Raw genomic sequence first — 26,580 nt, forward strand, 5'->3', positions numbered from 1 at the left:
GTCGCTGAGGGAAGCCTGAGTGGGCGCCCGGAATGCGGGCACGGGGTGCGGTTCGCCCGGGGTCGACGGGACACGTAAACCCGATCGTGTTATTCACCCAATACTGTGACAATTACCCCTAAATTGGCGATGTGCTGTACGGAATCACGGCCGCCACCGCCGCTCTGCTCCTGACCGCGACGCTCGCCGCGCTGCTGCGGGCGTTCTCCCTGCGCCTCGGCCCGGCCGGCGGAAGGGGGCTGCCGGCACGCCGGGCGAAACCGCGGGCGCCCGGAAGGGCACGGCCGGTCCCGCTCCTCGGCGGGGTCGCCGTGGCCGGCGCGACCGCGCTCGTCGGCTGGGCCGGGGACTGGACCGGCGCCGCCCCGCTCGGCCCCGAGGCCGGCCGGCTGCTGGTCGCCGCGATCGCGGTCGCCCTGCTGGGCCTGGCCGCCGACCTGCTGCCCGTGCCCCCGGTGGTGTGCGTGGCGGGGGTCGCCGTCGCCGCCGCGCTGACCGTCCCCTACGACGAACTCGGTCTGCCCGCCGGAGTGCTGGCGGTGGCCTGGACGGTCCTCGTCACGCACGCCTTCCGCTCGCTGGACCACGCCGACGGGGTGGTGGGAACGGTCGGCGTCATCACCGCGTTCGCCCTCAGCGGGTGCGCGGCCGCCGAGCTCATGGACGGGCTCGCGGCGCTGCTCAGCGTGCTGGCCGCCGCCCTCACGGGCTTCCTGATGCACGGATGGCCCCCGGCCCGGATCGCGCCGGGGCGGTGCGGGTCGCTGTTCGCCGGCTTCCTGCTGGCCTCCGCGGTCGTGCAGGTGCACGCCGAGCGGCCCGCCGGGCCCGGCCTCGGAGCCGCCTTCGCGCTGACGGCCGTGGCCACCGCGGACGGCGTCCTGGTCCTGGTGTCGCGGCGGCGCGCGGGACGGCCGCTGCTGCGACCGGCACCGGACCATCTGGTGCACCGGCTGCGGCGGGCGGGCCTCACCCGGCAGGGGGTCCTGGTCGTGACGGGGCTGGCGGCGTTCGCGGGCGCGTTCGTGGGGCTGTGCATCGACCTCGGCTGGCTGGGGGCGGGAGCCGCCTGGTGGGTGGCCGGTGCCGTGGCGGCGGTCGCCGTCGCGGGGGCCCTGCGTCCCGGGGTGCGTCCGCGCCGTGTCCATCCGCATGCGATCCCCGCCCCCGGGGGACCCGTCCCGAGAGTGCTCGGGCGTCCCGGGCGTCCCCGTCCGGAGTCTCCCGGCGCGGTGAAGGTTCACTGACACAGCGAGAAAGGCGCAGGTCAGAAGCTCCATGCGTGTAAGGAGCGGATAAGAGTTGAGCCCCCACGACTCAGGTCTGTTGACCGGGAGCCGGACGTCGTGCACACTTGAGTCCGTTCCACTCAAGTCATTGCTGGAGGAATCGAAATGGCACGTGCGGTCGGCATCGACCTGGGCACGACTAACTCCGTCGTCAGCGTTCTCGAAGGCGGCGAGCCCACCGTCATCACCAACGCCGAAGGCGCCAGGACCACGCCGTCCGTCGTCGCCTTCGCGAAGAACGGCGAGGTGCTCGTCGGCGAGGTCGCCAAGCGCCAGGCGGTCACCAACGTTGACCGGACCATCCGTTCGGTGAAGCGTCACATGGGCACCGACTGGAAGATCGAGCTCGACGGCAAGAGCTTCAACCCGCAGCAGATGAGCGCCTTCATCCTGCAGAAGCTGAAGCGCGACGCCGAGGCGTACCTGGGCGAGAAGGTGGCCGACGCGGTCATCACCGTCCCGGCGTACTTCAACGACTCCGAGCGCCAGGCGACGAAGGAAGCCGGCGAGATCGCCGGTCTCAACGTCCTTCGTATCGTCAACGAGCCCACCGCGGCCGCGCTCGCGTACGGCCTCGACAAGGACGACCAGACGATCCTCGTCTTCGACCTCGGTGGCGGCACCTTCGACGTGTCCCTCCTGGAGATCGGTGACGGCGTCGTCGAGGTGAAGGCCACCAACGGTGACAACCACCTCGGTGGTGACGACTGGGACCAGCGCGTCGTCGACTACCTGGTGCAGCAGTTCCGCTCCGGCCACGGCGTGGACCTCGCCAAGGACAAGATGGCGCTCCAGCGTCTGCGCGAGGCCGCCGAGAAGGCCAAGATCGAGCTGTCCTCGTCCACCGAGACCTCGATCAACCTGCCCTACATCACGGCTTCCGCCGAGGGCCCGCTGCACCTGGACGAGAAGCTCACGCGCGCCCAGTTCCAGCAGCTCACCGCCGACCTGCTCGAGCGCTGCAAGACGCCGTTCCACAACGTCATCAAGGACGCGGGCATCCAGCTCTCCGAGATCGACCACGTCGTTCTCGTCGGCGGCTCCACCCGTATGCCCGCCGTCGCCGAGCTCGTCAAGGAGCTGACCGGCGGCAACGAGGCCAACAAGGGTGTGAACCCGGACGAGGTCGTCGCCATCGGCGCCGCGCTCCAGGCCGGTGTCCTCAAGGGTGAGGTCAAGGACGTCCTGCTCCTCGACGTGACCCCGCTGTCCCTCGGCATCGAGACCAAGGGCGGCATCATGACGAAGCTCATCGAGCGGAACACGACGATCCCGACCAAGCGGTCCGAGATCTTCACCACCGCCGAGGACAACCAGCCCTCCGTTCAGATCCAGGTCTACCAGGGCGAGCGCGAGATCGCGGCGTACAACAAGAAGCTCGGCATGTTCGAGCTGACGGGTCTGCCGCCGGCCCCGCGCGGTGTCCCGCAGATCGAGGTCGCCTTCGACATCGACGCCAACGGCATCATGCACGTGACCGCGAAGGACCTCGGCACGGGCAAGGAGCAGAAGATGACCGTCACCGGCGGCTCCTCGCTGCCGAAGGACGAGGTCGACCGCATGCGCCAGGAGGCCGAGAAGTACGCGGAGGAGGACCACGCCCGCCGCGAGGCCGCCGAGACCCGCAACCAGGGCGAGCAGCTCGTCTACCAGACCGAGAAGTTCCTCAAGGACAACGAGGACAAGGTCCCCGGCGAGATCAAGACCGAGGTCGAGGCCTCCGTCGAGGAGCTGAAGGCCGCGCTCAAGGGCGAGGACATCGCCGAGATCCGCACCGCCACCGAGAAGGTCGCCGCGGTCTCGCAGAAGCTCGGCCAGGCCATGTACGCCGACGCCCAGGCCTCCCAGGCCGCGGGTGGCGACGCCCACGGCGCCGAGGCCCCGAAGGCCGACGACGACGTCGTCGACGCCGAGATCGTCGACGAGGACCGCCGGGACGGTGCCGCGTGACGGAGGAGACCCCGGGCTTCGAAGAGCAGCCCGACGTCCCTTCCGGCGCCACCTCTGACGACGCCGAGCCGCAGACCGCCACCCCCTCTGCGGAGGGGGCGGCGGCCCCGGACGGGGACGCAGCAGCACAGTTGACCGGCCTGACAGCACAGTTGGACCAGGCGCGCATGGCTCTGTCCGAGCGCACCGCGGACCTCCAGCGCCTCCAGGCCGAGTTCCAGAACTACCGCCGCCGTGTCGAGCGCGACCGGATCGCGGTCAGGGAGGTCGCCGTGGCGAGCCTCCTGACCGAACTCCTGCCCGTGCTCGACGACATCGGCCGCGCGCGGGATCACGGGGAGCTCGTCGGCGGATTCAAGTCCGTCGCCGAATCGCTGGAGACCGTCGCGGCGAAGATGGGGCTCCAGCAGTTCGGCAAGGAGGGCGAGCCCTTCGACCCGACGATCCACGAGGCCCTGATGCACTCGTACGCGCCGGACGTCACGGAGACGACGTGCGTGGCGATTCTGCAGCCGGGGTATCGCTTCGGCGAGCGCACCATCCGCCCCGCGCGGGTGGCCGTCGCCGAACCGCAGCCCGGGGCGCAGCCGGTCAAGGCCGAGGACTCGGCCGAGGCGGCGGAGGACAAGGAGAGCGGTGGCCCGGACGAGGGCTGAGCTTGAACGGACGAGGAAGGAGGGACGTCGGGGATGAGCACCAAGGACTTCATCGAGAAGGACTTCTACAAGGTCCTCGGCGTCCCCAAGGACGCCACCGAGGCCGAGATCAAGAAGGCGTACCGGAAGCTCGCCCGCGAGTTCCACCCGGACGCCAACAAGGGCAACGCCAAGGCCGAGGAGCGCTTCAAGGAGATCTCCGAGGCGAACGACGTGCTCGGCGACCCCAAGAAGCGCAAGGAGTACGACGAGGCACGCGCCCTCTTCGGCAACGGTGGCTTCCGGCCGGGTCCCGGCGCGGGCGGCGGCAACTTCAACTTCGACCTGGGCGACCTCTTCGGAGGGGGCGCCCCGGGTCAGGGAGCGGGAGGGGCCGGCGGCTTCGGCGGCGGCATAGGTGACGTCTTCGGGGGCCTGTTCAACCGCGGCGGCGCCACCACGGGCACGCGGACGCAGCCCCGGCGCGGCCAGGACATCGACACCGAGGTCACCCTCTCCTTCACGGAGGCGGTGGACGGCGCGACCGTTCCGCTGCGGATGACCTCGCAGGCGGCCTGCAAGGCCTGTTCGGGCACCGGCGACAAGAACGGCACACCGCGCGTGTGCCCGACCTGTGTCGGCACCGGGCAGGTGGCGCGGGGCTCGGGCGGCGGGTTCTCGCTCACGGACCCGTGCCCGGACTGCAAGGGCCGCGGCCTCATCGCCGAGCACCCCTGCATGGAGTGCGCGGGCAGCGGGCGGGCCAAGTCGTCCCGCACGATGCAGGTCCGCATCCCCGCGGGCGTCAGCGACAACCAGCGGATCCGGCTGCGGGGCAAGGGCGCTCCCGGTGAGCGCGGCGGCCCGGCCGGCGACCTGTACGTCACCGTCCACGTGGACGCGCACCCGGTCTTCGGCCGCAAGGACGACAACCTCACCGTCACCGTGCCCGTCACCTTCGCGGAGGCGGCGCTGGGCGGCGAGGTGAAGGTGCCGACGCTGGGCGGCCCGCCGGTGACGCTGAAGCTGCCGCCGGGCACCCCCAACGGACGCACGATGCGCGCCCGGGGCAGGGGCGCGGTCCGCAAGGACGGCACGCGGGGCGACCTCCTCGTCACCGTCGAGGTGACGGTCCCCCAGGACCTGTCCGGCAAGGCTCGTGACGCGCTGGAGGCGTATCGCGAGGCGACCGCGGGTGAGGATCCGCGGGCGGAGCTGTTCCAGGCCGCGAAGGGAGCATGACGGAGCCATGGACACGACCGGTCGTCGACGCAACCCCTATGAACTGACCGAGGAGACCCCGGTCTACGTCATCTCGGTGGCGGCCCAGCTCTCCGGACTGCACCCGCAGACCCTGCGTCAGTACGACCGGCTCGGTCTGGTCTCTCCCGACCGCACCGCCGGCCGGGGCCGGCGCTACTCGGCCCGCGACATCGAACTGCTGCGGACCGTGCAGCAGTTGTCGCAGGACGAGGGCATCAACCTCGCCGGCATCAAGCGCATCATCGAGCTGGAGAACCAGGTGGCCGCGCTCCAGTCCCGCGTGGCGGAGCTGGAGTCGGCCCTGGACGGCGCGGCGGTGGCCATGCAGCAGCGCGAGGCCGCGGTGCACGCGTCCTACCGCCGTGACCTGGTCCCGTACCAGGAGGTCCAGCAGACGAGCGCCCTGGTGGTCTGGCGCCCCAAGCGGACGTCCGACTGACCTCCACGCTCGGCCGGAGGGGCCCCACGGTTCACCTGAACCGTGGGGCCCCTTCGTGTGCCGTCAGGCGGTCAGCGGTTGACCATGACCTCGACGGAGGCGGCGTTCTCGCCCTTGCGGCCGTAGGCGTCCACGGCGCGGACGGAGACCGTGCAGGGGCCCGTGTACTGCGGGGTCCAGGAGACGGTGTCCGACGCGGTGAACTGTGTGCCGCTGAAGCCGCAGGCGCCGGAGACGTCCCACGCGTACCCCTTCAGCAGCCGTGCCTCGTCGCCCGTCCCGGGGCGCACCCCGACACTGATGGGGAAGCGGGTGCCGCCTTCGGAGAGCACGGTCAGCCGCGGCGCGGCGGGACCGGTGGCGGTGGCCGGCGTCAGACGGTCGACGGTGGTCTGCGCCGAGGGGTTCGACTCGGCTCCTCCGTTGTCGACCGAGGCGACGTAGTAGTACGCGGTGCCCTTCGGGGCGGAGGTGTCGTCGTAGGAGACGGCCGTCGCCCCGGCGCTGCCCACCAGGATCCAGGCGCCCTGCGCGGACGTGCGGCGGTAGACGTGGAATCCGGTGACCATCGCGTCGGGGTCCTGTGCCGGGGTCCAGGAGACGCGGGTCGAGGCGTCGGTGGGCGTGCCCAGGACCGAGGCCGGCGCGGGCGCCGTGGACTCCTCCGGGCGCATGAGCGTCAGGCCGTCGGAGACGGGGGAGACGTTCCCGGCGCCGTCGACGGCCTGGACGGTGTACCGGTAGTCGGTCCCCACCTGCGCGATCCGGTCCGTGTAGGAGGTCCCGAACACGATCTCCGGCCCGTCGGGGTCGCTCTGCCCGGTCGGCGCGGCCCACACCTCGTAGTGGTCGACGTCCGCGGAGGAGGCCTGCCAGGTCAGGGTGTTGCCCGCGGTGGTGCCCCGGCCCGACAGACCGGTGACGCGCGCCGGGGCCGTCCGGTCGGTGGTGGTCACCGGGCGGTCCGTGGTGCCGGAGGACTCGTTGCCCGCCTTGTCGTAGGCGCGGACCTCGTAGTAGTAGGTGGCGCCGGTCGCGGGGAGGGAGGTGTCCGTGTACGACGTGGTCGTCGTCGTGGTGGTGCGCAGGGTCCAGGTGGTGCTGCCCTTGAGGCGGCGGTAGACGCGGTAGCCGGCGAGGTCCATCTCCTGGTTCTTGGACCAGGAGACCTTGGCCCGGCCGGTCGCGGTGTCGTACGACGCCGAGGAACCCGCGGGGACGAGTGGCTTGGTTTTGTCGGTACCGGCCGAAGTGACGGGTTTGTAGGCGAAAGTGACGTTCGCCTTGCCTGTCCAGTTGACGAAATCGACGCGCAGTGTGTGTTTTCCGGACGGAATGGTCAGGCTGACCGTTTTTGACTGTGTGGCCGATACGTTCTTCCAGAGGTCGACTTTGCGTATGTCGTCCAGATAGACCCGAATTCCGTCCTGGGTGGTGACGGGCAGGGTGAAGGGGCCGCCCGAGCCGAAGTCGCGGGTCACCGTCCAGCGGACGCCGAAGTTGTCGGCGGGAAGTCCGGACGCGGGCGCGCCGGAGCCCCAGTTCTGGTCGATCGCCGTATCGCAGTCCGTCTTCTTCGGTGTGCCCGAGAAGGTGGTGTTCGCGTAGAACTGCCGCTTATAGACGGGCGATGTGCAGTTGGTCACTGCGGAGGCGGCCGGGCCGGCTGCGGTGAGCAGGCCGCCCGCGGTGGCGAGCACGAGGGCCGAGGAGACGGCGCCCTTCGTGACAGGGGCTCTGTGCATGTGTTCCTTCAGGTCTGCCGATCGTCAACGGCGGTTAAAAACCGTCGACGATCACGACTCCTGTGAACGGAACTTGGTTGTACCTGTGAATGACAGAAGGTGAAGCTGAGGGGATCGGTCAGTGGATGGGCGTAGTCTTTTCCCGTCGCGTTCACTTGTGGAACACGAAACGCCGTTGCCATCTCGTTAAGTGGTTACTCCTTGACGCTGAGGTGATCGCCGCGTTGGCTTTCAGCCACCTGGGTCGCAATGCTGCAACCTCGCCCGGAAGGCACCTGATGTGAAGACTCGTAACACCGGCCTCCGCCGTACCGTCATAGCGGTGGCCTCGTCGGCCACCGCCCTCACCCTTGCCGGATGCGGCGTGGCCGGCTTCGGCGGGGGCAGTAGCTCGGCCAGCGCCACGAAGGGCGACGACATCACGGTCGGCCTGCTCCTTCCGGAGAAGGCGAACACCCGTTACGAGAAGTTCGACTACCCGATCATCCGGGAGCAGGTGCAGAAGCTCACCGAGAAGAAGGGTGACGTCCTGTACCTGAACGCGGAGCAGGACGCCGCGAAGCAGCTCCGCCAGATGCAGCAGATGATCGACGACAAGGTCGACGTCATCCTCGTGGACGCGGTCGACTCGGTGACGATCGCCAAGGGCGTGCGCAAGGCCAAGGAGGCCGGGATCCCGGTCATCGCCTACGACCGCCTGGCGCAGGGCCCGATCGACGCGTACATCTCCTTCGACAACGAGCTGGTCGGCGAGACCCAGGGCAAGGCCCTCGTCGCCGCGCTGGGCTCCAACTCGGCCTCGAAGAAGATCATCATGATGAACGGCTCGCTGACCGACCCGAACGCCGCGCAGTTCAAGTCGGGTGCCAAGTCCGAGCTCGAGGACAAGGTGATCATCGCGGCCCAGTACGACACCAAGGACTGGAACCCGGTCAACGCCAAGGCCAACATGGAGAAGTCCATCCAGTCCGTCGGTCTGAGCAACATCGCCGGTGTCTACGCCGCCAACGACGGCATCGCGGGCGCGGTCATCGACGCGTTCAAGGCCGCGGGCGTCAGCAAGGTGCCGCCGGTCACCGGCCAGGACTCCGAGCTCATCGCCGTGCAGCGGATCATCAAGGGCGACCAGTACATGAGCGTGTACAAGTCGTACCCGCAGGAGGCCAACGCGGCCGCCGAGATGGCCGTCGCCCGGGTCCAGGGCCGCTCGATCGAGTTCGACGCGCTCACCCGCGACAAGGTCAGCAGCCCCACGAACAAGGACATCCCGTCCCAGCTCGTGCCCGTCGTGGCGCTCACCAAGGACAACATCGAGGACACGGTCGTCCAGGACGGCATCTACCCCGTCGCCAAGATCTGCACGGCGCCCTACAAGTCGCTCTGCGGTTCGCTCGGCATCAAGTAGGACGCACCAAGCAGGACGCCCCGCCCGGCCGTCTCGGCACCGAGACGGCCGGGCGAGGACCAGCACGGTTCCGGCCCCGCCGCGGACGAGCGCCCCCAGCGCCACCCCGCCCGGGGCCGTTCCGCTGTCCCGGCTCGGGAATCCCCCTCAGGAGCGCCGCGCCTCCGTAGGAGCGCTGTACGGCCTTCTGCGCGCCCGAGCGCCCGCGCCTGCCCACTCCGGCGCCTCGCGCCCCTCGCGGCGCCCCTCCGCGGCTGTGCGCCCCCTCCGGCATGATCCCCTCGCCTCCGTCGCCGGGCATCCGCGACGGGCGCCGATCGACCCGATCCACAGGGTGTGTGAACTTTCCGGTACCGCAGGTGGGGGAAGCTCAGGTTCCGGTTCTGTGTGTGGGGTCGTGCGGGTGAAAGCCGCGGTGGTACGGCTGATCGTTTCAAGTCTCCTTGCCGTGAACCGAGTTGGGTTCTCCGGGGGAGGAGGTGGGGTGTCGGCGCCGCGGTTCGGGAAGGGCTTCGGGAGGGCGGGCGGCCGGTGCCTTCAGCTTGTTGCAAGGGCCCCGGCGGAGGTCCGGATTTATGCGGGCGAGCCGGGGCGAACGGACGCTCCTCGGCCGCGCAGCCTTGTTGCGATGCAGGACGCGTCCGCGCATAGTTGCGCTGCGGAGGACGCCCTGACGCGGGGCTCACGCCAGGGGTTGGAGCTGGAGCCAGGGGTGGGAGATGGCCGGGCACGGGACGGACAGGCATCCGCACGGCGCTGACCGGCTGTGCGACGCGGGCGACCGGGTGTACTCCCGGGCCGTGCGGCGGGGCCGGGTGCCCCGCGAGGACGCCGAGTCGGTGCCCTGCCTGCTGGAACTGGCGCTGCTGCACCCTGATCCGGACGACATGGGCTGGCTGGTGCCGACCTCGCCCCAGGAGGTCATGAACCGGCTCCTGCGCGGTGTGTACGAGGAAGTCAGCGCGAGCCAGGCCCGGGTGGGCGACGCGGTGTCGGCCTTCGAGTGGTACGCGGGGCTCGGCGGCCGGGTACGGGCACCGGCCGAAGGTGTGGCGATCCGGGTCCTCGACGGGCTGCCGCGGATCCACGCGGCCATGGACAAGGCCACCGAGGAGTGCACCCGCGAGGTCCTGACCGTGCAGCCGGGCGGCATCCGGCGCGAGGACGAACTCGTCGAAGGGCTGCACCGGGCGCAGGAGATGCGCCGGCGCGGGGTGCGGATGCGCGATCTGTACACCCACGTGGCCCGGCACGGCCAAGGCCTGCTGAACTACATGGAGTTGATGGGCGACGCCGCCGAGGCCCGTACCCTCGACGAGGTCGTGGAGCGGCTCATCCTCTTCGACCGAACGGTCGCGTTCATCCCCGCCAACCCGGACCGCACGATCGCGCTGGAGCTGCGCCACCCGGCGCTGGTGGACTACCTGGTGACGGTCTTCGAGCGGCTGTGGCGCCTGGCGATCCCGCTGACCTCGCCCATGCCGTCGACGGGCATCGAGGGCATCACCCACCGGGAGCGCTCCATCGCGGCGCTGCTGGCCGAGGGGCATCAGGACGCGGTGGTCGCGGAGCGCCTGGGCATCAGCGTGCGGACCTGCCGGGCGCACATCGCCCGGCTGTCGGAGACGCTGGGCGCCGCGAGCCGGACGCAGTTGGGCGTGCGGATCGCCCAGGCGGGTCTGGACGGGCCGCAGCGTTCCCCCGGCCCCGAACCGGTGGCCGTCGCCGAGGCCGCCGCCCCGAAGGCCCCCGCCGTGCCCGACCGCGGTTCCCCGACCGGCCGTTGAGGGCCGCGGTCAGGGAACGGCCACCACAGCCCGGCCGGCCCCGTCGGACGCCCTGCCGCCGGCCGGGGTCACTCCCCTCCCTCGGGCTGGTCCAGGAGCCCCGACTGCGCGATCAGGAAGCCGAGTTGGGCCCGGCTCCCGCTGCCGAGGGCGGAGGCCAGCTTGGCGATGTGGGCGCGGCAGGTGCGGACGTTCATGCCGAGGCGGCGGGCGATGGCCTCGTCGACGTGCCCCTCGATGAGCAGTTTCGCGATCGAGCGCTGGACGCCGGTGATGCCGTTGGGCCCGACGTCGTTCGGGACGTCCTCGGTCAGCGGGACCGCCCGCTGCCAGAGCTGCTCGAAGACCTTGCTCAGGTACAGCACCAGCCCGGGGTGGCGGAGTTCGAGGGCGACCCGCCGGTCGTCGCTGGCCGGGATGAAGGCGACGGTCCGGTCGATGACGATCAGCCGCTCGATGAGTTCCTCCAGGGTGCGGACCTGGATCCTGCCCCCGGATATGCGCTCCACGTACGCGAGCGTCCCCTGGCTGTGCCGCGCGGTGTGCTGGTAGAGCGTGCGGATGCGCACCCCGCGGTCGGTCAGCGGCCGGTCGCGCTCCAGTGCCTGCATCAGCGCGTCGGCGGGCCGGCCGCCGCCCGGCTGGATCGTCAGCATCTCCGTCTGGCACTCGGCGGTGGCCGAATTGAGTGCCGCGTTGATGCGGTCGAATCCCTCCAGGACGGTGATGGCGTGGATACTCGCGGTGCTCTGCGTGCTGATCGCGATGAACGGGTCGAAGGAGTCGGTCAGTTCGATCGCGAGCCGGCGGCGTTCCTGGATCTCCCGTTCCAGGGGCTGCAGGCGCTGGGCGAGCGCGACCGACGGCGGGACGGGGCGCAGCCACTTCTCGTCGTCGGGGTCGGGATGAAGCAGCGCGAACTCCAAGAGGCAAGGGGCTGTTTCCACTTCGACCCGCGTGATGCGGCCGGAGTGCAACGCACTGGCGTAAAGGCGTGTTCCTTCGTCACACAACGTGGTGACAGCGTGGGGATGTGTCGGTTGTGAGTTGTTTGTGGGCAAATCTCCACCCCCCAGGGTCCTGAACGTGCAGGAACATGATGCATCGCTGCTGTGGCATTGACGTGCCTGAATGAGCCATCGTCTTGTGACGACGGGGGAGAAGATTCCATCAAGTGAGGACGAAGCCGACTATGCGAGCGAGATTGCTTGGTTCAGTGCTTGCCGCAGTCTTCTCTGTCGCTGTGGCGTCCGGCTCCCTGGGAGCCTCGGGTCTTGATGCCGGGGGTGCCCGGACCTGGGCCGGCCCGGACAGCGGTTGGACCAGCGTGAAGGCGACCATGGCGGACAGCGGCTGGACCGCCGCCGAGGCCGTGCCGGGCGACAGCGGCTGGACCGACATCGAGGCCGCGGCGCTCCCGGGCGACAGCGGCTGGGACAGCGTGAAACTGACCCCGGCGGACAGTGGCTGGAACAGTGCCGAGGCCACGGCTCTGGGCGACAGCGGCTGGACGATCATCTCCGCGAGCGCAGAAGCATGAGCATTCCTCCCGACGACCGCTCCTTCCGCCGGGAGATGGCCACGGCCTACCGGTCCGGCTGGCACTTCATCGACCTGGTCACCGCCATCCCCTACAGCGGCGACTCGCTGATGGTGACCGTCTTCGGAGAGCCCGTCGTCGTCACCCGCGACGACGACGAGGACGTACGGGCCTACCGGTGTCTGCGGCGGCCTCGGGGGGCGCCGCAGCCCGTCCGGTGCGCCATCCGGTATGGAATGATCTTCGTCAACCTCGATCAGCGTGACCACCAGCTCACCGGACCCGACGTCCCGGACGTCGAGACCATCGCAGCCACCCCCCGCAGTGCCTGACGCGATTCCCCCGTCGTAGTAGATCGCGCAGGTACTTCCCCCCGCAGCGGCGTCACCGTGACCTGAACACGGTGACGCCGCTGCAGTTTCCGGGGAAATCTCCGGGTTTCGGCCCGTCCGGTCCCGGGCCGCCGTCGGCCGCCGGACGCCTGTCGGCGGTCTCATCCGCGGCCCATCGCCGCCGTGAGTTCGATCTCGATCGCCACCCGGGACGGGTTCGGCGACGGCATGCGCTCGTAGCGCTCCGCGTAGCGCCGCACCGCCTCCGCGACGCGCTCCGGGTCCGCGGTGACCCGCGCCCGCCCCTCCAGCGTCGCCCAGCGCGCGCCGTCCACCTGGCAGACCGCCACCCGCGCCCCGTCCGGCCCGGCCGCCAGGACGTGGGCCACCTTCCTGCTCGACTTGTTCGTGATGACCCGAGCGAGACCGGCCTCGGGGTCGTATGTAACGCCGACGGGCACCACGTGCGGGCTTCCGTCGGGCCGCGAGGTGGTCAGGGTGCACAGGTGGCGCTCGCGCCAGAAGCTCAGGTAGGCGGCGTCGGGCTGCCGCGGGTCCACCGGATAGGAAGCCATGAGGCCTGAATCTACGCCTGGTGGGCGTCCGATTTCCCGTCCTTGCAGCCTTGAGTGGAATAGACTCAACTTTGTGTACGCTGGACGAGTCAGGGAACGGTCAGGGACCAGGAGGAGGAGAACGCGAACGTGGACGCCGAGCTGACCAACAGGAGCCGGGACGCGATCAACGCGGCCAGCAACCGCGCGGTACGGGAGGGGCACCCGGACCTCACCCCCGCCCACCTGCTGCTCGCTCTGCTCGAGGGGCAGGACAACGAGAACCTCATCGATCTGCTGGCGGCCGTGGACGCCGATCAGGCGTCGGTCCGCTCCGGCACCGAACGCGTGCTCGCCGGCCTGCCCAGCGTGACCGGCTCCACCGTCGCGCCCCCGCAGCCGAACCGCGAGACCCTCGCGGTCATCGCCGACGCCGCCGAGCGCGCCAAGGACCTGGGCGACGAGTTCATCTCCACCGAGCACCTGCTCATCGGCATCGCCGCGAAGGGCGGGGCGATCGCCGACGTACTCTCCCAGCAGGGGGCCAGTGCGAAGAAGCTGCTGGACGCGTTCCAGAAGACACGGGGAGGGCGCCGGGTGACGACCGCGGATCCCGAGGGCCAGTACAAGGCGCTCGAAAAGTTCGGCACGGACTTCACCGCCGCGGCCCGCGAGGGCAGGCTCGACCCCGTCATCGGCCGGGACCACGAGATCCGCCGGGTGGTGCAGGTCCTGTCCCGCCGCACCAAGAACAACCCCGTCCTCATCGGCGAGCCCGGCGTCGGCAAGACCGCCGTCGTCGAGGGGCTCGCCCAGCGGATCGTGAAGGGCGACGTCCCCGAGTCCCTGAAGAACAAGCGGCTCGTCTCGCTCGACCTGGGCGCGATGGTGGCGGGCGCGAAGTACCGGGGCGAGTTCGAGGAGCGCCTGAAGACCGTGCTCGCGGAGATCAAGGACTCCGACGGGCAGATCATCACCTTCATCGACGAGCTGCACACCGTCGTCGGCGCCGGAGCGGGCGGCGACTCCGCCATGGACGCCGGCAACATGCTCAAGCCCATGCTCGCCCGCGGCGAGCTGCGCATGGTCGGCGCCACGACCCTCGACGAGTACCGCGAGCGGATCGAGAAGGACCCGGCGCTGGAGCGGCGCTTCCAGCAGGTGCTGGTCGCCGAGCCGACGGTCGAGGACACCATCGCGATCCTGCGCGGACTCAAGGGACGCTACGAGGCGCACCACAAGGTCCAGATCGCCGACTCGGCCCTGGTGGCCGCCGCGAGCCTGTCCGACCGCTACATCACCTCCCGCTTCCTCCCCGACAAGGCCATCGACCTCGTCGACGAGGCGGCCTCACGGCTGCGCATGGAGATCGACTCCTCCCCGGTCGAGATCGACGAGCTCCAGCGCGTCGTCGACCGGCTCAAGATGGAGGAGCTGGCCATCGGCAAGGAGACGGACGCCGCCAGCAGGGAGCGGCTGGAGCGGCTGCGCCGCGACCTCGCCGACAAGGAGGAGGAGCTGCGCGGTCTCAACGCCCGCTGGGAGAAGGAGAAGCAGTCCCTCAACCGCGTCGGTGAGCTGAAGGAGAAGCTCGACGAACTGCGCGGCCAGGCCGAACGCGCCCAGCGCGACGGCGACTTCGACACCGCCTCCAAGCTGCTCTACGGCGAGATCCCCACGCTGGAGCGGGACTTGGAGGAAGCCTCCCAGGCCGAGGAGGAGGTCTCCAAGGACACCATGGTGAAGGAGGAGGTCGGGCCGGACGACATCGCGGACGTCGTCGGCGCCTGGACCGGTATCCCCGCCGGCCGCCTCCTGGAGGGCGAGACGCAGAAGCTGCTGCGCATGGAGGCGGAGCTGGGCCGCCGGCTGATCGGCCAGACCGAGGCCGTGGGGGCGGTGTCCGACGCCGTGCGGCGCACCCGCGCCGGGATCGCCGACCCGGACCGGCCCACCGGCTCCTTCCTCTTTCTCGGCCCCACCGGCGTCGGCAAGACCGAACTCGCGAAGGCGCTGGCCGACTTCCTCTTCGACGACGAGCGGGCGATGGTCCGCATCGACATGTCGGAGTACGGCGAGAAGCACAGCGTGGCCCGGCTGGTCGGCGCGCCTCCCGGGTACGTCGGCTACGAGGAGGGCGGTCAGCTCACCGAGGCGGTGCGCCGCCGCCCGTACAGCGTGATCCTGCTCGACGAGGTGGAGAAGGCGCACCCGGAGGTCTTCGACATCCTGCTCCAGGTGCTGGACGACGGGCGGCTGACGGACGGTCAGGGCCGCACGGTCGACTTCCGCAACACCATCCTGATCCTCACCTCGAACCTCGGCAGCCAGTTCCTGAGCGGGCAGAGCCTCGCCGATCCGTCGGCCTCCGACGAGGAGCGCAAGCGGCAGGTCCTGGAGGTCGTCCGGGCGTCCTTCAAGCCGGAGTTCCTGAACCGGCTGGACGACCTCGTCGTCTTCTCCGCCCTCGACCAGCAGGAGCTGGAGCGCATCGCCAGGCTCCAGATCGACTCCCTGGCGAAGCGGCTCGCCGAGCGGCGGCTCACCCTGGAGGTCACCGACGCGGCGCTGGCCTGGCTCGCCGAGGAGGGCAACGATCCGGCGTACGGGGCGCGCCCGCTGCGGCGCCTCGTCCAGACCGCCATCGGCGACCGGCTGGCCAAGGAGATCCTGGCCGGCGAGGTCAAGGACGGCGACACCGTCCGCGTGGACGCCTTCGGCGACGGCCTGATCGTGGGCCCGGCCACGGGCAAGACGTTGTAACCGCCACCCGGATCCGGCGGGGGAGGGCCCGCGGCACACCGCCGCGGGCCCTCCCCCTTTGCCGCGCCGATGCCCGTACGTGACCGGATCTTGTCAGCCCCCGGCGGACAGGCCCCGCCAGAGGTTGCCACTCCCCGCCCCGCATGAGAGAGGATGGCAGCATCCGTACGAAGGGAAATACACGGTGAGCATCGACCCGTCCTCGATTCCGAATTTCGGGGGCCAGCCCGAGCCGCAGCCCGGCGGCCCCGCCGGCCCCGTGGTCCCGGATCAGGACCTCGTGAAGCAGCTCCTGGAGCAGATGGAGCTGAAGTACGTCGTCGACGACGAGGGTGACCTCGCGGCGCCGTGGGAGGAGTTCCGTACGTACTTCATGTTCCGCGGCGAGGGTGACCAGCAGGTCTTCTCGGTGCGGACGTTCTACGACCGGCCGCACCAGCTCGAGGAGAAGCCCGCGCTCCTCGAGTCGATCGACGACTGGAACCGTCGCACGCTGTGGCCCAAGGTCTACAGCCACACCCACGACGACGGCACCGTCCGCCTGATCGGCGAGGCGCAGATGCTGATCGGCACCGGCGTCAGCCTGGAGCACTTCGTGTCCTCCACGGTGAGCTGGGTCCGCGCCGCGATCGAGTTCGACAAGTGGCTCGTCGAGCAGCTCGGCCTGGAGCAGGAGATCAACGAGACGGACAAGCCCGGGGACGACGAGGAAGAGTAGGCCCGTCCTCCCTCCCAGCGGCGCCGCCGGTCCGCCGCGCGCACCGACCCCTGGGCCACGCCCTAGAGCGGGGTGTGCGCGATCACGACCAGATAGGCGCCGTAGGCGAACGAGAGCCCGGCCAGGGCACCGACCACCAAGGTCGCGTGCCAGGGCCGGGCTCTCGCCGTTCGCACCAGGGCGCGGGCCAGGGGCAGCAGCAGCGGGAACGCCGGGAGCAGGAAGCGCGGCTTCGACTCGAAGAACCCCGAGCCGCCCACCGCGATGAGCAGCAGGACGCCGCCGTACACGAGCAGCGGCAGGGGCGCGCGGTCCGCGATCAGCAGCAGGTACAGGAGCACGGCCGCGGCGACGATCACCATGGTCATCGGGAACACGAACCGGTCGCCGTGCAGCAGCAGGTGCTTGACGAAGTGGAGCGACCCCTCGCCGAGGTCGAAGCGCGAGCCCCACAGCCGCTGGACCTGGAAGTAGCCGCGCAGCCGGTCGCCCTCGCGGTGGCCCACCCACAGCACGTAGCCGGTCCAGCCCACCGGCGCGAGCGCGGCGCCCGTCCACACCCTGTGGGAAACTTTTCCGCGGCTGCGCCAGATCTCGTACGCCGCTGCCACGAGGACCGCCGCGGCCACCGCGAAGCCGTTCGGCCTGGCCAGCCCCGCGAGCGCGGCCAGCGAGCCGGCCCACAGCCAGCGCCGGTCGAGCACCGCGTACAGCGACCAGGCGGCGAACGCGGTCAGTACGGGCTCGGTGTACGCCATCGACAGCACCACGGAGTGCGGCAGCAGGCCCCACAGCAGCACCAGCGCCGTACCGACCGCCCGGCCGTGCAGCCGGGCCCCGATCGCGTACACCCCGCACGCGGCGACGGCCGCCGCGGTCCAGGAGACCAGCAGGCCCGCCGAGCCCCCGGTCAGCGGTGTCAGCGTGGTGACGGCCCGTACGAGGGCCGGGTAGAGCGGGAAGAACGCGAGGTCGCTGTGGATCACGGTGGGATGGAAGTAGAGCGTCCTGCCGTAACCGTGCGCGGCGATCCCCAGGTACCAGGCCGAGTCCCAGGACCGGGCGAGCAGGGCGACCGGGTGCCTGCCGGTGGCCCAGGCGGTCCCGGCGAGCACGAGGAGTCCGGCCAGGCGCGCGGCCGCGAACACCCCGAGCGCCGTGATCGCGGCGGACGGCAGACGGCGCGCGGCGCGGGAGGAGCGGGAGGAACGGGAGGGCCGGACGGCACGGTCGCCGGACTCCGGGGGAGCGGGGCGAGCGAGGGTGGTCGGGTGGGTCACACCCCGAACTGTGCGTTCCGTACGGGGTATTCGCGAGCTTTGATCGTCCGTGCGGGTTCCGTTGCGGGGCCTCCGGCGCGCCGCCCGCGCGGGGGGTGCGGGCGGTGCTAGCGGCGGGGCCGGCCCTTTTGAACGGCTGCCCTCGGGTGGTTCGGGAGCTGCTGTTCTCGGGTGGTTCCGGAGTTGGCGTCCTCCGGCGGTTCCGGAGCTGTCGTCCTCGGGCAGCTCCAGGCCCGGATCCTTGCCGCCACCGGGCAGGGGCGCGTGGGCGGCGGTGCCGCATAATCCTCGCGTGTCACAGACCCCGGCCCCGATACCGGCCCCGATGCCGTCCCGCTCCGCTCCCGCGGGCGCACCCTTGTGGTCCGCCGAGGAGGCGGCCCGGTGGTCGCGCCTCCGGCATGCCTCCTGGGCCCGCCCCCTCTGGTCCGTCCTGGCGCTGCTGATCACCGTCGCCTGGGCGATCGCGGCGGCGCCGGAACCGCCCTGCACCGATGCCGCGCCCTGCGGTGCGGACTGGCCGGGCATGGTGGAGATGGGATTGGCCGTCGGTCTGCTGTACTGGCTCGCCCGGCTGCCGGAGCTGACGCTGGTCGCGGCCCCGGCGCTGGCGGTCGTCGTGGCCCGGCTGGAACTGCCGGACGCGGGCCCGGACTCCCTCGCCGCGAACCTCTGCGTCCTCGGCGCCCTGGCCTTCGGCTGGGCCGCCGCCCGCGAACGTCTCGCCGCCCGGCGCCGGCAGCGCGACCTGGTGGAGGGCGCCGCGGGCGTACGGCACCCGCTTCCCGGACCCCTCGCGCCCCTGCGCCGCGGAACGATCCCGATCGCGGCCGGACTGGTCCTCGTCGCCGTCGCCGCGTTCTTCGTGGCGCAGGGACTCTCCGGCGTCCGGGACGACGAGCGGCACGCGGACCGCGCGGCCCGAACGGTGGCGAAGGTGGTCGGCCGCGACGACGAGTCGGTCCGGGTCCGTACCGACGACGGCCGGCGGCTGACGCTCGACTCGCTCTACCCGGAGGACCATCGACCCGGCTCCGCTCTGACCGTGCTGGAGGACGGCTCGTGGCGGCGCCTGGCGTCCGAGCCGTACGACGCGACGGGCCCGCAGCTCGGGGTGCTGGCCGCCGGCCTGCCCGGGCTCTCCCTCCTCGTCACCGGTCTGCTCGCCCGCCGCCGGGCCGCCGCGCTGCGCCGGGGGCCGGTTCCGGTCCTGCGGGTCGTGGAACGCGTGGACGACGACGGCCTGGTCTGGATCCACGCGGGCGACGACACCGCCGCGCGTCTGCCCGTCCTGGGCGCGAGTTTCGTCGCCGACGCTCCCGCTCCCGGTACGCACGAGGTGATCCCGAAGCAGCGGGACGACCGGGAGGACCCGTTCTCGGCGGCCGTACGGCCGCGCGAGGCCGTCCTGTACGGCGCTCCTTGTGACGGAGGCGAGTTGCTGCTCGTCACGACGTTCCGGGACGGCGAACCGGCGGTCCTGCGTACGAGCGGCTCCGTCCGGATGCCGTATCCCGGAAGGGGACCGGGACGCGCCCCGCACCTGGAGCCGGACACCGAGGGCGCCGAGGCCCACGCCGCCGCCACGCCGGTCCCCGCGACGCTGGTCACGACCGGACGCCCGCTGAGCTGGGGCCCCGGCCCCCTGGCGCGCACCGGCGGCGCGGCCCTGGCCCTGACCACGATCGCGGGCGTGGCCCTCGACACCCGCACCCTGGTGACGGACGGGATCGGCGTGCGGGAGGTCTTCTTCCTGCTCTGCCTGCTGACGTGGGTCGGGATCGCCGCGGTGCTGCTGAACTGGCGTGTCACCGCGGACGGTTCGGGGCTGTGGCTGACCGGCGGGTGGAAGGTGCGACACGTGCCGTGGGACGGTCTGCGGCCGGTCCGGTGCACCAAGGAAGGGAGCGTGGAGACAAGGCTCCCGGACGGCACCGAGTGGCGGCTGCCCGGCGTCGGAGTACCGAACCTGGAACGCCGCTTCGGCCTTGAACCCTCCTACGCCCGCATGGCCCAGGAGGTCAACGCCCTGCGCCACCACCCCGAACTGCGCCCCACCGAGCCGGCCTCCCGCCGAGCCCGCGGCCTCCCCCTCGGCCCCGCCCTGCTCACCCTCACCGCCACCGTGGCCCTGGCCTGGGCACTCCACTGACGCGTACGAGCCGCCCGGGGCCGGACCGGCCCAGGTCCCCCGTCCCGGGCCGGCCGGAGTTCAGGACGCCAGACGACGCAGTCGCCCGGCGGCTTCCTGAAGGACCTCGTCCCGCTTGCAGAACGCGAACCTCACGAACGGGGCGCCCGCCTCGCGGTGGTCGTAGAAGACCGCGTTGGGGATGGCCACGACGCCCGCGCGGTCCGGCAGGGCGCGGCAGAACGCGAAGCCGTCCGTCTCGCCGAGCGGGCGGATGTCGGTGGTGATGAAGTACGTCCCCCGCGGCCGGAAGACGGCGAAGCCCGCCTCGGCGAGACCCGCCGCCAGCACGTCCCGCTTGCGCAGCATGTCCGCGCGGAAGTCCTCGAAGTACGCGTCCGGCAGCGCGAGCGCCTCGGCGACGGCGTACTGGAACGGACCCGACGCCACGTACGTCAGGAACTGCTTCGCCGACCGTACGGCGGCGACCAGGGCCGGGGACGCGGTCACCCAGCCCACCTTCCAGCCGGTGAACGAGAACGTCTTGCCCGCGCTGCCGATGGTCACCGTCCGCTCGCGCATCCCCGGCAGCGTCGCCAGGGGCACGTGCTCGGCGTCGTCGAAGACGAGGTGTTCGTAGACCTCGTCCGTCACCACGAGCAGATCCCGTTCGACGGCGATCCGCGCGATCTCCGTCAGCTCCGCGCGCGTCAGGACGGTGCCGGTCGGGTTGTGCGGGGTGTTGATCAGCAGCAGCCGGGTCCGCTCGGTGACCGCGTCGCGCAGCTCGTCGAGGTCGAGCCGGAACCGCCGCCCGCCGTTCCCGCCGTCCTCGTCGTCGCCGGTCTCGTCGGGGCGCAGCGTCACGGGGACGCGTGTCCCGCCCGCCATGGCGATCGAGGCCGCGTACGAGTCGTAGTACGGCTCCAGCGCGATCACCTCGTCGCCGGGTTCCAGGAGCGCGAGCAGCGCGGCGGCGATCGCCTCGGTGGCGCCCGCCGTGACCAGCACCTCGGTGTCGGGGTCGTACGACAGGCCGTAGTGGCGTTTCTGGTGCGCGGCGATCGCGGTGCGCAGCTCGGGGACGCCCGGGCCCGGCGGGTACTGGTTGCCGCGGCCGTCCCGCAGCGCGCGGACGGCCGCCTCCCGGATCTCCTCGGGACCGTCGGTGTCGGGGAAGCCCTGTCCGAGGTTGATCGAGCCGGTGCTCATCGCGAGGGCGGACATCTCGGCGAAGATCGTCGTCCCGAACTCGGCGAGCCGACGGTTCAGGAAGGGGCGCGCACTGGAGGTCATGGCCGCCATCCTGCGCCCAAGCTCCGGAGTTCCTCAACTCATGTGCCGTGCCCGCCCACCTCCGCGAGTGGGCGGGACGAAGCGGCCGGAGTCCCCGCCGGACGGTCTACAGCGGCTGGGGCTTGATGAGGGCGAACGGGGCGCCCTGCGGGTCGGCGACCACCGACATCCGGCCGGCCATCATGTCGAACGGCGGGACCAGCACGGTGCCGCCGCGCTTGACCAGGGCGTCGACGGTGGAGTCGGTGTCGTCGACGGCGAAGTAGGTCAGCCAGTGCGCGGGCGTGCCGGGCGGGTCGTTGGCGAGGAGGGTGACGCCGCCGACCGCCCGGCCGCCGACCGTCAGTTGCCAGTAGCTGTCGGCGCCCTCCAGCGGCTCGATCTCGATGCCGAACGCCTCGCCGTAGAAGGCGGTGGCGGCCAGGACGTCGCTGGTGTGCAGTTCGTTCCAGGTCAGCGCGCCGGCCTCGTTGACCACCTGGGCGCCGAAGAACTCGCCGGGCTGCCAGACGCCGAAGACCGCGCCCTGCGGGTCGGCGGCGATCAGCATCCGGCCCAGGTCGCCGACGTCCATGACCGGAGCGATCAGGGTGCCGCCGGCGGAGACGATCGCGTCCTGGGTGGCCTGGGCGTCGGTGCTGGCCAGGTAGCTGGTCCAGACGGTCGGCGGCTCGGGCGCACCCTCCGGGGCCATCGCCGGGCCGATGCCCGCCACGGCCTTGCCGTTGAGCTCACAGACTGCGTACCCGCCGAACTCGGCCGGGCCCGGCTGCCCGGCCCAGCCGAGCAGGTCGGCGTAGAAGTCCAGTGCGGCCCGCTGGTCCTTCGCCATCAGATCGACCCAGCACGGGGTGCCGGTCGCGTACGGGGTGGTGACTTCGGGCATGCGCGCTCCTTCGGACGGGTGTCCTCGTGGGTGTCCCTCGCCACTCTTGCGCCGCTCACCGGCACCGACCGTCCGACACGCCAACGCGAAGGGGGGACACCGACGCGCCGACGGCCGCAGATCTGATCGTCCGTGCAGGTCATGGGCCGTTTCGCGTGATGGACCCTCAGAAGTTGCTCAACTCTGCTTTGGGCCGGGAAGCGTGGGGGCATCCCCCTGGCACGCAAGGCTGGAACCGAGAGACACGGCCCACGGGGGGCCGCTTCGGGGGAACGGAAGGAGGGTGACGCCATGGTCATCGGCATCATCCTGGCGGTCGTCCTGCTCGTTGTGATCATGGGGGCCGTCGGCGGGGGCAAGAGCGGCAGGAAGAAGAGGCGCTCCTCCCGGAGCGGCGGTGGCGGCGACAGCAGTTGGTGGGCGGGTGGTGCGGGTGGTGCCGCGTCCTCCTGCTCGTCCGGCTCGTCGGGCGGCCACCACGGCGGCGGGGGTCACTCCTGCGGGGGGCACTCGTCGTGCGGAGGCTCGTCCTGCGGAGGCGGGTCCTCGTGCGGCGGGGGCGGTTGCGGCGGAGGCAGCTGACACGGGGCAGCCGAGCTCCGGCAGCGGAACGCGCCCGTCGGCCGACCACGGCCGGCGGGCGCGTTCGCGCGCCGGGCGCACGTCGTCGTTGAACAGTTGAGCTGTGGAGCCCTCGGGGGGATGGAAACCCCACGAAGTTGGGTAAAAACGCTGTGGCGGCAGCACAGTTCATGATTCCCTCTAAACCACCAAAGCGGCCCTGGTACATCACCAAGCAGCCCTGGGCCGACAGGCCTCGGAAGTCCATCGGACGGTCTTATCGGACGCTTCCGCCGGATGCCCTTCCGGCCGGGCTGACCTGGCCGTTCCCCCGGTGTTGACCGGGTGCGCAGGAACCCCACCTCACCTTTGCGTGCTAGCGGAGCCGACCCATGCTCACGACCCTGAAAACCTCGTACACCGACACGCGCGCGGCCGACCTCGCCTGGGCGCTGGGCCGCGAACCGCTGCCGGCCCTCGCCACCCTCGATCTCGAACTGGACGACGCGAAACTCCAGTTGAGACTCCTCGGCGCGTCCCACCAGGTCCTTCTGGAGGAGGAGCGGGGCAGTTGTTCGGAGACCGTCGCCTGTATCGCCGGCAGCAGCACACCCCTGCCGCTCGGCGTCGCGAAGAGGTTCGGCGACTGGGAGTACGAGTTCGCGGCGCGCGTCGAGATCCTGTCCCCCGGCTCCTTCGCGGGCCGCGCCCAGGAGTTGCTGGCCCTCGTCTCCGGCCACCCCCAGGGCCTCGCCGGTGTCTTCCCCGGCAGCCCGCACGCGTTCACGGCGATGCTCGCCCAGCGGCATGAGGGCCAGGTCCACTGGCGTACGTGGCACGCGTACCCGCAGGACGGCCAGTTGGTCGCGACACGTACGCGAGTCGGCGTACGGACCGAAGCCCTCAGCGCGTCCGGCGTCTGACGGCGAGGGTTCGCGCGCGCCCTGCCGGGAAGATGCCCAGGTCAACTCCGTACACCAGGAAGAGCAAGGGTTTCCACACGTGTGGGTGACGAGACGTGGTGGCGGCGTGACGTAGCGTTCACGGGGTGATCGAACCGCACGCGCCAGCCCCACCCGGCGCGCCGCCGCCCTGGGGCGTCCAGGGCCAGGCGCGGCTGCCCGTCCGCCCGGGCATCGGCAGGTTCCTCGTCCTCGCGGGTGTGTTCGTCTGCGCGGCCTGCGGACTCGTGTACGAACTCGAACTCGTCGCCCTCGCCTCGTACTTGATCGGCGACTCGGTCACCCAGGCGTCCGTGGTGCTCTCCGTCATGGTGTTCGCCATGGGCGTCGGCTCCCTCGCGGCGAAGCGGCTGCGCCCGCGCGCCGCGGCCGGTTTCGGCGCCGTCGAGGCGTTGCTCGCCCTGGTCGGCGGATGCAGCGCCATGGCCCTGTACGCGGTGTTCGCCTGGACGGGCGGCTGGGGCGGCCTGTGGGCCGACGGACCCCGCTGTCTGCTGGTGGTCTTCGCCCTCACCATCGGCCTGCTCATCGGCGCCGAGGTCCCGCTGCTCATGGAGCTGATACAGCGCATCCGCCGCCAGGACCCCGGCGGCGCGGTCGCGGACCTGTTCGCGGCGGACTACGTGGGCGCCCTGTTCGGCGGCCTCGCCTTCCCCTTCCTGCTGCTGCCCCTGCTTGGCCAGCTCTCCGGCGCGCTGCTGACCGGAACGGTCAACGTGATCGCCGGGGGCGCCCTCGTACTCGGACTGTTCCGGGGCGACCTGACCCGCCGCGCGCGCTGGACCCTCCTCGTCGCCAACGTCGTCGTGCTCGGCCTCCTCGCCTCGGCCGCGATACTGGTCGACGACTTCGAACGGGCCGCGCGGCACGCCCTGTACGGGGCGGACGCCCGTGTCGCGCTCCGCAGCGGCGTCCAGGACGCCGTCCTCACCGGAGGTTCCCACGGGCGTCCGCTCCGCTTCTTCCTCGACGGCCGGCTGCGCTTCAGCGGCCGCGACGAGCGCCGCTACCACGAGGCGCTCGTCCACCCCGCGATGAACGGACCGCACGCGCGCGTGCTCATCCTCGGCGGCGGCGACGGGCTCGCCGCCCGTGAGGTGCTGCGCCACACCGGTGTGCGCCGCGTCGACATCGTCGAACCCGACGCGGACGTGGTCCGGCTCGCGCGCCACGACGCCGCGCTGTCCGCCCTCAACGATCACGTGTACGACGACCCGCGGGTCCACGAGGTGACGGCGGACGCCTTCAGCCGGCTGCGCTTCGCCCGGTCGACGTACGACGTCGTCGTCTCGGATCTGCCCGACCCCTGCGTCACCGCCGCCACCAAGCTGTACTCGCAGGAGTTCTACGGCCTCGCCCGCCGCGTGCTCGCGCCCGGCGGGCGTCTCGTGGTCCACGCCGGGCCGCTGGCCGACCGGCACCGGGCGTTCTGGACGGTCGACGCGACGATCCGGGCGGCGGGCCTGTCCACCAGGGCGTACCGGGTCGGCGGCCGGGACGCAGGCCCCGCGGCCCGGCCCGGCCGCCGCGCCGACCGGGTCCCGGGGGCCGCGGGCGACTGGGGTTTCATCCTCGCCTCCCGGGCGCCCGCGCCCCTGCGGCTGGACTCCTCCTGCCCGCGGCTGCGCACCCTCACCCAGGCGGCCCTCACCGCGGACGCGCGCGCCGCCTCCCGCAGTCGCGGTCACCGTCCGCTCCCGCCGTCCACGCTGGTGCATCCGCGGTACCCCGACTGAGGGGGAGTCCGGGAATCCCGGGATACGCGGGTGCGGTCCGGTTCGTGCTGGGTAGGCTCGGCTGACATGGAGCATGAGGTGTTCGTTCCGTTTCCGGCCGGGCGGCTGCGCGAGCTGCTGGCCGATCCCGTCCGGGTCGCCCGCGCGATCCCGGGTCTCCAGCAGGACGCGTCGGCCGGTGCCGACGGCGCGGCCGACGCGGACGGCGGCTCGCCGTCCGTCCCCGGGGCCGGGCGGGCCGGCGCGGACGGGTCCTCGGGTGCCGGGGACGGGCGGGACGCGCGGGTCGCCGGGCGGCTGAAGGTCCGCGTCGCCGGTCACACGATCACCTATCGCGGAGCGTTCCGTGTCTCCGCCCGCGGCGACGGTTCGTACGCCGTCGAGGGCGACGCGACCGAGGTGCGCGGCGGCGGTGCGGTGAAGCTGGCGCTGATCCTGCGGCTTCTTCCCGCCGAAGGCGGCACCACCCTCGCGTTCGGGGGGACGGCCTCCGGCGACGGCCGCGTGGCGGAACTCCCGCACGACGCCGTGGCCTCGACGGGCACGCGCCTGCTGACCCGCTTCGCCGAAGCCGTGACATCGGACCTCGCGGCACAACCCGCCCCCGGCTCCGGCTCCGCCCCCGACTCCGGCTCCGGCTCCGAGCCCGGCCCTGGGCCGGGAGCCGAGGCCGCGCCCGGGCCCACGCCGGCCCCCGAGGTCGGCCCCGATCCCGAGGCCGGAACGGCACCCGCCGAAGAGCCCGTGCCCGAAGGCGAACCGGCGCCCGCCGAATCCGGACCCGTGCCCGAAGGCGACGAACCGGCGTCCGATGCCGGACCGGGGTCCTTCCCCGACGCCGGGTCCGGAGCCGAGGTCGATTCCGAGTCCGGGTTCGACTCCGAGGGCGAGCCTGGATTCGAGGCCGACTCCGAGCCCGGATTCGAGGCCGACGTGGCCTCCTCCTCGCTCGGCCCCGTGGGCGAGGAGGACGAGTTCGACGGGGAGGACTTCGCGGCGGAGACCGCGGGACCGGGGAGGGCGGACGCGATGGCCGAGGCGGCGCACGCGCGGCGGACGATGATCGGGCGCAGCGCGGAGGAGGTCGACCACGCCCCGCCGCGCGGCCGCTACGCCCCCGTCCCCCCGCCGGAGGCCACCGCCGCACGCGCCACCCTGCGCTGGGCGGCCCCCGCGGCGGCCCTGGCGCTGGCCTCGGCGATCGCGCTCACCCGGGCCCTGCGCAAGCGCCGTTGAGCCGGTGACGACGGCGGCGGGAACCGCGCCGCGCTCCCGCCGGTGACGAGGGCGGGGGAATCACACGGTGCT

At 71.8% G+C, this 26,580-nt stretch carries 22 protein-coding genes; 16 read left to right on the top strand and 6 right to left on the bottom strand.

Annotation, left to right across the window (positions count from 1 at the left end):
- The first annotated feature begins 131 nt into the window (after nt 1-131).
- From ACFRIC_RS12975 to ACFRIC_RS12995, 5 genes are all read left to right on the top strand, one after another.
- The gene (locus ACFRIC_RS12975; RefSeq protein WP_382783689.1) at nt 132-1,247 is read left to right on the top strand and encodes an MraY family glycosyltransferase; all 1,116 of its coding nucleotides are present in this window, start codon (nt 132-134) and stop codon (nt 1,245-1,247) included.
- A gap of 147 nt (nt 1,248-1,394) precedes the next feature.
- Nucleotides 1,395-3,239 (top strand): molecular chaperone DnaK, encoded by a 1,845-nt coding sequence (gene dnaK, locus ACFRIC_RS12980; RefSeq protein ID WP_382783692.1) that lies wholly within the window; start codon nt 1,395-1,397, stop codon nt 3,237-3,239.
- On the top strand, nt 3,236-3,895 hold the full coding sequence (grpE, locus tag ACFRIC_RS12985; RefSeq protein WP_382783695.1) for a nucleotide exchange factor GrpE: 660 nt from the start codon (nt 3,236-3,238) through the stop codon (nt 3,893-3,895). Before dnaK ends, grpE begins: the two co-directional genes overlap by 4 nt.
- Before the next feature lie 33 nt (nt 3,896-3,928).
- Nucleotides 3,929-5,116 carry a molecular chaperone DnaJ gene (gene dnaJ, locus ACFRIC_RS12990; RefSeq protein WP_382783698.1) on the top strand — a complete coding sequence of 396 codons (1,188 nt, stop codon included), beginning with the start codon at nt 3,929-3,931 and terminating at the stop codon, nt 5,114-5,116.
- A gap of 7 nt (nt 5,117-5,123) precedes the next feature.
- Nucleotides 5,124-5,576, top strand: a complete 453-nt coding sequence (locus ACFRIC_RS12995) for a heat shock protein transcriptional repressor HspR (RefSeq protein ID WP_382783701.1) — start codon at nt 5,124-5,126, stop codon at nt 5,574-5,576.
- A gap of 71 nt (nt 5,577-5,647) precedes the next feature.
- Here ACFRIC_RS12995 and ACFRIC_RS13000 read toward each other — a convergent pair whose 3' ends face one another.
- Nucleotides 5,648-7,321 (bottom strand): PA14 domain-containing protein, encoded by a 1,674-nt coding sequence (locus ACFRIC_RS13000; protein ID WP_382783703.1) that lies wholly within the window; start codon nt 7,319-7,321, stop codon nt 5,648-5,650.
- A gap of 280 nt (nt 7,322-7,601) precedes the next feature.
- Between ACFRIC_RS13000 and ACFRIC_RS13005 the strand changes: the two genes are divergently transcribed.
- Both ACFRIC_RS13005 and ACFRIC_RS13010 read left to right on the top strand, forming a co-directional pair.
- Nucleotides 7,602-8,726, top strand: a complete 1,125-nt coding sequence (locus ACFRIC_RS13005) for a sugar ABC transporter substrate-binding protein (protein WP_382783706.1) — start codon at nt 7,602-7,604, stop codon at nt 8,724-8,726.
- A 719-nt stretch (nt 8,727-9,445) separates the two neighbouring features.
- The gene (locus ACFRIC_RS13010; protein ID WP_382783709.1) at nt 9,446-10,513 is read left to right on the top strand and encodes a LuxR C-terminal-related transcriptional regulator; all 1,068 of its coding nucleotides are present in this window, start codon (nt 9,446-9,448) and stop codon (nt 10,511-10,513) included.
- A gap of 68 nt (nt 10,514-10,581) precedes the next feature.
- Here ACFRIC_RS13010 and ACFRIC_RS13015 read toward each other — a convergent pair whose 3' ends face one another.
- Nucleotides 10,582-11,574 carry a helix-turn-helix transcriptional regulator gene (locus tag ACFRIC_RS13015; RefSeq protein ID WP_382783712.1) on the bottom strand — a complete coding sequence of 331 codons (993 nt, stop codon included), beginning with the start codon at nt 11,572-11,574 and terminating at the stop codon, nt 10,582-10,584.
- A gap of 266 nt (nt 11,575-11,840) precedes the next feature.
- Here ACFRIC_RS13015 and ACFRIC_RS13020 point away from each other — a divergent pair, with 266 nt between their 5' ends.
- A complete protein-coding gene (locus ACFRIC_RS13020) occupies nt 11,841-12,053 on the top strand; it encodes a hypothetical protein (protein WP_382783714.1) in 213 nt (70 codons plus the stop codon).
- Nucleotides 12,050-12,385 (top strand): hypothetical protein, encoded by a 336-nt coding sequence (locus ACFRIC_RS13025; RefSeq protein ID WP_037614653.1) that lies wholly within the window; start codon nt 12,050-12,052, stop codon nt 12,383-12,385. The genes ACFRIC_RS13020 and ACFRIC_RS13025 overlap by 4 nt, the downstream gene beginning before the upstream one ends.
- Nucleotides 12,386-12,546: 161 nt before the next feature.
- On the opposite strand, the gene ACFRIC_RS13030 is transcribed toward ACFRIC_RS13025, so the two are convergent.
- Nucleotides 12,547-12,960: a pyridoxamine 5'-phosphate oxidase family protein gene (locus ACFRIC_RS13030; protein WP_382783717.1), complete on the bottom strand. Its 414-nt coding sequence runs from the start codon at nt 12,958-12,960 to the stop codon at nt 12,547-12,549.
- A gap of 129 nt (nt 12,961-13,089) precedes the next feature.
- Here ACFRIC_RS13030 and clpB point away from each other — a divergent pair, with 129 nt between their 5' ends.
- Nucleotides 13,090-15,702 (top strand): ATP-dependent chaperone ClpB, encoded by a 2,613-nt coding sequence (gene clpB / locus ACFRIC_RS13035; protein ID WP_382783720.1) that lies wholly within the window; start codon nt 13,090-13,092, stop codon nt 15,700-15,702.
- A gap of 184 nt (nt 15,703-15,886) precedes the next feature.
- Complete coding sequence (locus ACFRIC_RS13040; protein WP_382783722.1) at nt 15,887-16,420, top strand: YbjN domain-containing protein; 534 nt, start codon at nt 15,887-15,889, stop codon at nt 16,418-16,420.
- 62 nt (nt 16,421-16,482) lie between these two features.
- Here the strand turns inward: ACFRIC_RS13040 and ACFRIC_RS13045 are convergent, their stop codons facing one another.
- Nucleotides 16,483-17,700: a hypothetical protein gene (locus ACFRIC_RS13045; RefSeq protein WP_382783725.1), complete on the bottom strand. Its 1,218-nt coding sequence runs from the start codon at nt 17,698-17,700 to the stop codon at nt 16,483-16,485.
- 292 nt (nt 17,701-17,992) lie between these two features.
- On the opposite strand from ACFRIC_RS13045, the gene ACFRIC_RS13050 reads away from it, so the two are divergent.
- Nucleotides 17,993-19,852 carry a hypothetical protein gene (locus ACFRIC_RS13050; protein WP_382783728.1) on the top strand — a complete coding sequence of 620 codons (1,860 nt, stop codon included), beginning with the start codon at nt 17,993-17,995 and terminating at the stop codon, nt 19,850-19,852.
- Nucleotides 19,853-19,912: 60 nt separating this feature from the next.
- On the opposite strand, the gene ACFRIC_RS13055 is transcribed toward ACFRIC_RS13050, so the two are convergent.
- Together ACFRIC_RS13055 and ACFRIC_RS13060 are read right to left on the bottom strand one after the other, a co-directional pair.
- Nucleotides 19,913-21,136 (bottom strand): pyridoxal phosphate-dependent aminotransferase, encoded by a 1,224-nt coding sequence (locus tag ACFRIC_RS13055; protein WP_382783731.1) that lies wholly within the window; start codon nt 21,134-21,136, stop codon nt 19,913-19,915.
- A gap of 97 nt (nt 21,137-21,233) precedes the next feature.
- Nucleotides 21,234-22,013, bottom strand: coding sequence for a VOC family protein (locus tag ACFRIC_RS13060; protein WP_382783734.1), 780 nt, complete (start codon nt 22,011-22,013; stop codon nt 21,234-21,236).
- Between the two features lie 291 nt (nt 22,014-22,304).
- On the opposite strand from ACFRIC_RS13060, the gene ACFRIC_RS13065 reads away from it, so the two are divergent.
- The 4 genes from ACFRIC_RS13065 (at nt 22,305) to ACFRIC_RS13080 (ending at nt 26,508) form a co-directional block, all read left to right on the top strand.
- Nucleotides 22,305-22,595, top strand: a complete 291-nt coding sequence (locus tag ACFRIC_RS13065) for a hypothetical protein (protein ID WP_382783737.1) — start codon at nt 22,305-22,307, stop codon at nt 22,593-22,595.
- Nucleotides 22,596-22,966: 371 nt separating this feature from the next.
- On the top strand, nt 22,967-23,497 hold the full coding sequence (locus tag ACFRIC_RS13070) for a DUF2617 family protein (protein ID WP_382783740.1): 531 nt from the start codon (nt 22,967-22,969) through the stop codon (nt 23,495-23,497).
- Nucleotides 23,498-23,622: 125 nt separating this feature from the next.
- A complete protein-coding gene (locus ACFRIC_RS13075; protein WP_382783743.1) occupies nt 23,623-25,272 on the top strand; it encodes a polyamine aminopropyltransferase in 1,650 nt (549 codons plus the stop codon).
- 66 nt (nt 25,273-25,338) lie between these two features.
- A complete protein-coding gene (locus tag ACFRIC_RS13080) occupies nt 25,339-26,508 on the top strand; it encodes a carbon monoxide dehydrogenase (protein WP_382783746.1) in 1,170 nt (389 codons plus the stop codon).
- Nucleotides 26,509-26,580: the final 72 nt, after the last annotated feature.

It is taken from the genome of Streptomyces sp. NPDC056738, from assembly GCF_042790435.1.
Lineage (GTDB): Bacteria > Actinomycetota > Actinomycetes > Streptomycetales > Streptomycetaceae > Streptomyces.